Origin of the sequence: Flavobacterium sp. (assembly GCF_046153165.1) — a bacterium.
Classification (GTDB): domain Bacteria; phylum Bacteroidota; class Bacteroidia; order Flavobacteriales; family Flavobacteriaceae; genus Flavobacterium.
Genome location: NZ_JBJXEN010000117.1, coordinates 1 through 3,266, shown reverse-complemented (window position 1 = coordinate 3,266; position 3,266 = coordinate 1). Strand labels below are relative to the sequence as shown.

The following is a 3,266-nucleotide window of genomic DNA, read 5'->3' as shown; positions in this document are numbered from 1 at the left end:
CTTTATTGACTTTATATATAAGGTATTTGTATTATTTCTAAAAACTTTTCATTTGTTGTACCTATGTTGTACTTAATTGTTTTTATTTTATAAAATATCAACAAAATAAAGGCTTTACAATACTTATCAATCTAAACTGCTGTTAGCTGATGCCCTTTTTTCAGTGTTTGCTATTCCAATTCTTCACATTCAAAGTTGAAAATTTTAAATAGCGTTTTAATTGTAAGAGATATATTTTCTTCACTATCTATTCGTAAAATATTGTCGCAGTCTTCTAGGTCAAAATTCCACTTTGCAAATGGTATAAGTTTGTCAATATGTGGTTTAAGTTTTTTTAATTGATTTTCTTTGTTTACCGATGTTTTGAATACGTAAATCATTTTTTATCTTTTTGTTCAATTATAATTTTTTCGAGGTCAGACCAAGCACCACCATTAAATACGTTCTTAAACCCTTTTTCTTTTAATATTGTTTCTGCTTTCACACTTCGTAATCCGTGTGAACAGCAAGTTATATAAGTTTTACTTGTATCTAATTCAATGTATTTTTCCCGAATTGTTCCTAAAGAAATATTTATCGAGCCATCAATATGTCCCGTTTTATATTCTTTTTCTGTTCGTACATCCAATATAACTGCACCGTTTGTTATTTTTTTATCGAGTCCGTTGTCAAGTGTCGCAAAGCGATAAGTTCGATAGGATATGTAAATTAATAAAATTACTCCACCAATAATGTAAATCGTTTTCATAGTTTTCTTAAAATTTTATTGTCAATATAAAATGTTCCGAAAGGAATAAAACAAGCCAATATAATTTTCCAAGTTGTAGTTTTAAATTTCCAATTCTGTTCTACACCAACACTCAACGTGTTGAATAGGAAAAGTAAAAATATTGCTCCGTGTATTGGTCCTAAAGCTTTGCTTAAACTTGGATTCTGAAAGTAATATTTCAATGGTACTGCAATAAATATAAGGACTAACAAAGAAACACCTTCAAGGAATCCGATAATTCGTAATCTTCCGATTTTTGTTTTGAATAAATTTATCATACTATCTAAAATAAGGTCTGTTTGCTAATGGTGAAAACGGCCAAGGAATTGCGATGAAAATAATGATGAGTGAAATTGAAAACCAAACCAACATAGTTTTATACTTTTCTTTGTCGGTTGTTTTTCTTTTTGATAATGCAGAACCAATGGTAATTAAAATTATTGCTATCAGCATTAATATGATATGAAGCAAACCAAAAAATGCCGTGTCTATATTGTGAATTGCTTCATTAAAATTTTTCCAAAAGTATTTGATAATCGGACTTTGCGTATAAAGTGTAATTCCAATTACAAGCTGAATATGAGCAATTGTTGCTGTCCAATGCCTAATAGAATTGTCTGTTTTTGAAAATTGAGCATTTGAAGTGTAGCCTTTATATGCTCGATAAATTGCGTAAAGTAAACTTGCTAATACAAGCCAACGCACTATTGAATGGTAAAATGTAAGTGTTTGATACATCGAAAATTTTGTTTAACGATGCAAAGATAATAAAAACATACTAATTAGTATGTTTTTATTGAAAATATTTTAGGCTAAATTATTTAAGTACATTTTGAGTTCTTTTAGATAGGAAGTATAACAGTCTGAACTATTATAAACTTTACCAAAATTTCTAATTCCCCAATAGCTTGACATAATGAAATACGCAACTTGTTGCGTATTTACATTATTCCGAACAGTTCCATTTGATTTACCACTATCTATACAATTTTCAATTGTTTGTTGCCATTCTATAATTAGTTCTGATAATGCTTTTCCAAATTCTACATTCCAAGGTGTCATTTCTTGTACTAAATTACCTGCTGGGCAACCGTATTCTAATTTTAGAAACGGATTGTTCAGAAGTAATGCTTTCGTCATCTCGTAGATTTCTTTTATTGGATTTTCAGCATCTTGTAAAGGTTTTATAAAGGCGTTTTGCATTGTTGGTTTTACAATTTCATTGATTATAGCCAAGCCCATTTCGTCTTTGGTTTTGAAATGATAGTAAAATGCACCTTTTGTAACTTTTGTTGTAGCTATAATTTCGTCTATACTTGTCGTTTGATAACCTTTGGTATATATTATTTCAAATGCTTTTTCAAGAATTGTATGTCGCGTTGTAGATGCTTTTGTCATAAAAGATACTAATTAGTATTATTTACAAAGTAAGTCAATTAAGTTCAAGTGTGCAACTTTTCTATTTTTTTGTAGTGTTTTCGTTGGATTTTCGTTGGATTTTCGTAGGTTTTCGTAGGGTTTCAGCTAACGACAAGCGCGCTTTGCGGCGGCTTTGCTTTTGCAAAGCGCTAGTTAGGCGAAGTGCGCTTGTCGTTAGAGCGAAGTGGGCTGGAAGGCGCATTTCGCTCTAACGTTTTGCGGCTTGGCTTGCAGTAGCGATGCCAGCGAACGTTTTATTTTCGGATAAAGATAAACATTTTCGTGAAGAAAATTATGAGACAAGATCAAATTAGCTATTGCGCCAAACCACTGTTAGTGGCAGTTTTTATTGTTCAATGTTAATTAACCAATGTTTTTTGTTTATTTTCAATAATTCTTCTTTATATGTCTGTTCATTTAAATACTTATAACTATAATACATTAGTGGTATTGAATTTGGATAGTTTTTCAATCCTTCATCAATATACTTTTTCAGCTCTGCTTCATCTTCAAATAATTTCAAAGTCTCAACTTTATAGACATAAATAATTGTCGGCATTTTATTGTAAACACTTAGAAATTCTTTTTCTAAATAATTAACAACATCTCTTTGCAATTCTGGCTTTACTACTTTTTGTTCGGCAGATTTTGTCATAATTTCTTGATAAAACATTAATGCGGTAAACAAATATGTGTTTTTTGATTTTCTGCTTTTTTGAAATTCATTGATTTCTTCAATTGTACTTTTTTTAAATTCAGAAATTTTATTTTGTAAAACTTCATCATACATTTTCTGTGTAAGATTAAAGCAAGTTGAATCACTTTTGTCAACTTTTATCTTACTTTTAATATTGTCAAAAGTTTCTTCAATTATGTTTTTTTTTGTTTGTGCAAAAATTGTCGAAGTCAAAAAAAGCGATAATATAAATATATATTTACTCATTGTTTTATTTGTTTGTCATTATTTACGTCCGCTTCGGCAAAATTGCCACTAACGACAAGCGCGCTTTGCGGCGGCTTTGCTTTTGCAAAGCGCTAGTTAGGCGAAGTGCGCTTGTCGTTAGAGCGAAGTGGGCTG

6 protein-coding genes are annotated in these 3,266 nt (G+C 30.3%); all 6 read right to left on the bottom strand.

Annotation, left to right across the window (positions count from 1 at the left end; all coding sequences use genetic code 11):
- Positions 1-170: 170 nt before the first annotated feature.
- Entirely contained in the window at positions 171-380 is a 210-nt protein-coding gene (locus ACKVOV_RS13740; RefSeq protein WP_409207327.1) for a hypothetical protein, read from the bottom strand.
- Positions 377-748 (bottom strand): rhodanese-like domain-containing protein, encoded by a 372-nt coding sequence (locus tag ACKVOV_RS13735; RefSeq protein WP_409207326.1) that lies wholly within the window; start codon positions 746-748, stop codon positions 377-379. Before ACKVOV_RS13735 ends, ACKVOV_RS13740 begins: the two co-directional genes overlap by 4 nt.
- Positions 745-1,047: a DUF3817 domain-containing protein gene (locus ACKVOV_RS13730; protein WP_409207325.1), complete on the bottom strand. Its 303-nt coding sequence runs from the start codon at positions 1,045-1,047 to the stop codon at positions 745-747. The genes ACKVOV_RS13735 and ACKVOV_RS13730 overlap by 4 nt, the downstream gene beginning before the upstream one ends.
- A 1-nt stretch (position 1,048) precedes the next feature.
- Positions 1,049-1,507 carry a hypothetical protein gene (locus ACKVOV_RS13725; RefSeq protein WP_409207324.1) on the bottom strand — a complete coding sequence of 153 codons (459 nt, stop codon included), beginning with the start codon at positions 1,505-1,507 and terminating at the stop codon, positions 1,049-1,051.
- Positions 1,508-1,576: 69 nt separating this feature from the next.
- A complete protein-coding gene (locus ACKVOV_RS13720) occupies positions 1,577-2,167 on the bottom strand; it encodes a TetR family transcriptional regulator (protein ID WP_409207323.1) in 591 nt (196 codons plus the stop codon).
- 367 nt (positions 2,168-2,534) lie between these two features.
- Entirely contained in the window at positions 2,535-2,978 is a 444-nt protein-coding gene (locus ACKVOV_RS13715) for a hypothetical protein (protein WP_409207322.1), read from the bottom strand.
- Positions 2,979-3,266: the final 288 nt, after the last annotated feature.

Excerpts from the sequence above, each read along its gene's own strand:
- ACKVOV_RS13720 (WP_409207323.1), bottom strand. The coding sequence starts at position 2,167 with ATGACAAAAGCATCTACAACGCGACATACAATTCTTGAAAAAGCATTT.
- ACKVOV_RS13735 (WP_409207326.1), bottom strand. The coding sequence starts at position 748 with ATGAAAACGATTTACATTATTGGTGGAGTAATTTTATTAATTTACATA.
- ACKVOV_RS13725 (WP_409207324.1), bottom strand. The coding sequence starts at position 1,507 with ATGTATCAAACACTTACATTTTACCATTCAATAGTGCGTTGGCTTGTA.
- ACKVOV_RS13715 (WP_409207322.1), bottom strand. The coding sequence starts at position 2,978 with ATGTATGATGAAGTTTTACAAAATAAAATTTCTGAATTTAAAAAAAGT.
- ACKVOV_RS13740 (WP_409207327.1), bottom strand. The coding sequence starts at position 380 with ATGATTTACGTATTCAAAACATCGGTAAACAAAGAAAATCAATTAAAA.
- ACKVOV_RS13730 (WP_409207325.1), bottom strand. The coding sequence starts at position 1,047 with ATGATAAATTTATTCAAAACAAAAATCGGAAGATTACGAATTATCGGA.